Source organism: Leptospira soteropolitanensis (assembly GCF_026151655.1).
GTDB classification, from domain to species: Bacteria; Spirochaetota; Leptospiria; order Leptospirales; family Leptospiraceae; genus Leptospira_A; species Leptospira_A soteropolitanensis.
The window spans coordinates 1-2,138 of sequence record NZ_JAMQPN010000043.1; the positions used below are offsets into that span (position 1 = coordinate 1).

Genomic DNA, 2,138 nt, shown 5'->3' on the forward strand with positions numbered 1-2,138 from the left:
ACTCCGTAGGCTCAGCTACGAGGAACGTCGGTAAGCTTTTTCGTTATGCGAAATCCTAAAAATGATATATAAATTTGTTTAAACATAAAAAATGGAAGTCGTAGCATTCATCATATTATACAACATTTTCTTGTTATGCACAAGCTATTCGCTGCACGGTAATTTCAGCACACTTTTTCAGCAATATTATATTAGATGTGCAAGTTTAAAAGAAATGTTAAAAAACTCTATATTATTGGCAATTGGCGGAGCTTTAATTTTTCTTCCACCCCTCATACTAGATATAGCAGGAAACTCTGTAAAGGCTATCTGCAAACTTCAACTAAATAAGAGATCTAAAGCCAAATACTCAATAAGGAAAGATATATATTTAAAAAATAAATATGGGAAAATACTTACAAAATCAAAATACCTTCTTGAAAAAAGCAACTTCTACACACACTCAATTGACGTAACGATAATAATACTATTCATTATAACAGCAATCCTTTCATTTCAAAAAATTAAAAATGAATTTACCGTCATCTACTATACATGGCGCATTCTATATTTCTCAGCTATTTATTTCGGAATTCTTTTTGAAACGATGTTACATAAAAACTATTCCCCAGATGTAATTAATTCAAAAGCAAGAACATTCATTCTGCTTCTAATTTCAATACTAGAAGTTTCACTTATATTTTCGATTGAAAGCCACAATAAATTTTCAATTCAAGATTTAGGACTTTATATAAGCTCAGTATGTGATTCACACCCAATTTCTAACGTATATTTCAAATTTTGTGGCTATATACAAATTACTGCATTCTTTTCTAATATTCAATACACAAAAGAAAAAGAATTAGAAATTTAGGACTTCGCATAACAGCGACTTACCGCTACGCTTCGGCACAAGGCCTCGCTCGGCCTACGGCAAATTCCCTTTCTGTCACTCGCTTGCAAACGCAAGCTACGTGCCAGTCCCTAACGTCCCTCCGGGACTCAGGGTCAGGGAACTTCGGTAAGTCTAGTTCGTTATGCGCAATTTTGTAAAATATCCCTAAATATTTTTCATATATAAATATTCCCAAAATAAAACAATTGACTTTTCTTAGTATAAAAATCATCCATAAATTCAAAAAATAACAGGAGTTAAAATGAAGAAAAACATTTTATTAACCACGATTACAATCTTTTTATTAATGAGTTGCAAAACATCGGAAAATCTATTAACTTATTCTATTAATTACCAACTTAAAGAGACTGAATGGGAAACGAAAATTTCTGACTGGATGAAAACGAGGACGAACAAAAAAAAATCTGTATACTATTTTTCACCTTCTGAAGAATTCAAATTCAATAAACCCCAAAAAATAACCTTTCATGTATGCTCAGAATTTGAATTCAAAAAGAGAAGTATAGAATATGATTTAATAATTAATAATTTCAAAAATGAATTAAATTTAAAATTTACAAATTTAAATATAAAAGACAAGGATCTTCAGGAAGAATTGGACATTGCTGCAAAAGATGAGGATTTATCTACTGACGAATTTATCAGAAAATACTGTTTTTCAGAATTTAAAAACTCCTTTCAAAGGATCATACTATCTGAGAAAGTTAATGAAAATTTTGATTTTTTGATTGGATTATGGGAAATAACCAATGATGAAACACTGAACGGAGGAAGATATTATTTTGGTGAAAATATGACATATTTCTATTTTCCTGCTAAACCAACAATTTTAGGTAACCGCTTTGAATCTGGATGGGAAATTGAAGAAAACTATTTATTGATTGAGAATTACCTATCGTTCGATGGTAAGAAAAAAATAAATAAAAAGGAAATTATAAAAATTAACAAAAACGAAATTGAGTTAAAATCAATTGATAACGATAAAACTTTCGATGGAAAGCTAACTCGCTTGAAAAGAATTTGGTAATTAAACAATTTAAGAATTTGAATTTTTTTTGAAAATACTTTTTTCATATCCAAAGACACAAAACTGCGCATAACAGCGGCTACTCACTGCGCTTCGGCACTACGGCCTCGCTTGGTCTGCGACACATTTCCCTTCTGGCATTCGCCTGCATACGCAAGCTACATGCCAGTCCCTAACGTCCCGTCCGGGACTCAGGGTCGGGAAACGTCGAGTAGC

The 2,138-nt window shown here is 31.7% G+C and carries 2 protein-coding genes; both read left to right on the forward strand.

Annotated features, from left to right (window positions below; all coding sequences use genetic code 11):
- Positions 1–214 precede the first annotated feature (214 nt).
- Positions 215–853: a hypothetical protein gene (locus tag ND811_RS19125; RefSeq protein WP_265353569.1), complete on the forward strand. Its 639-nt coding sequence runs from the start codon at positions 215–217 to the stop codon at positions 851–853.
- Positions 854–1,136: 283 nt separating this feature from the next.
- Positions 1,137–1,922, forward strand: coding sequence for a hypothetical protein (locus ND811_RS19130; RefSeq protein WP_015677822.1), 786 nt, complete (start codon positions 1,137–1,139; stop codon positions 1,920–1,922).
- Positions 1,923–2,138 lie beyond the last annotated feature (216 nt).

Coding starts and splice junctions, on each gene's coding strand:
- ND811_RS19125 (WP_265353569.1), top strand. CDS start 215: ATGTTAAAAAACTCTATATTATTGGCAATTGGCGGAGCTTTAATTTTT.
- ND811_RS19130 (WP_015677822.1), top strand. CDS start 1,137: ATGAAGAAAAACATTTTATTAACCACGATTACAATCTTTTTATTAATG.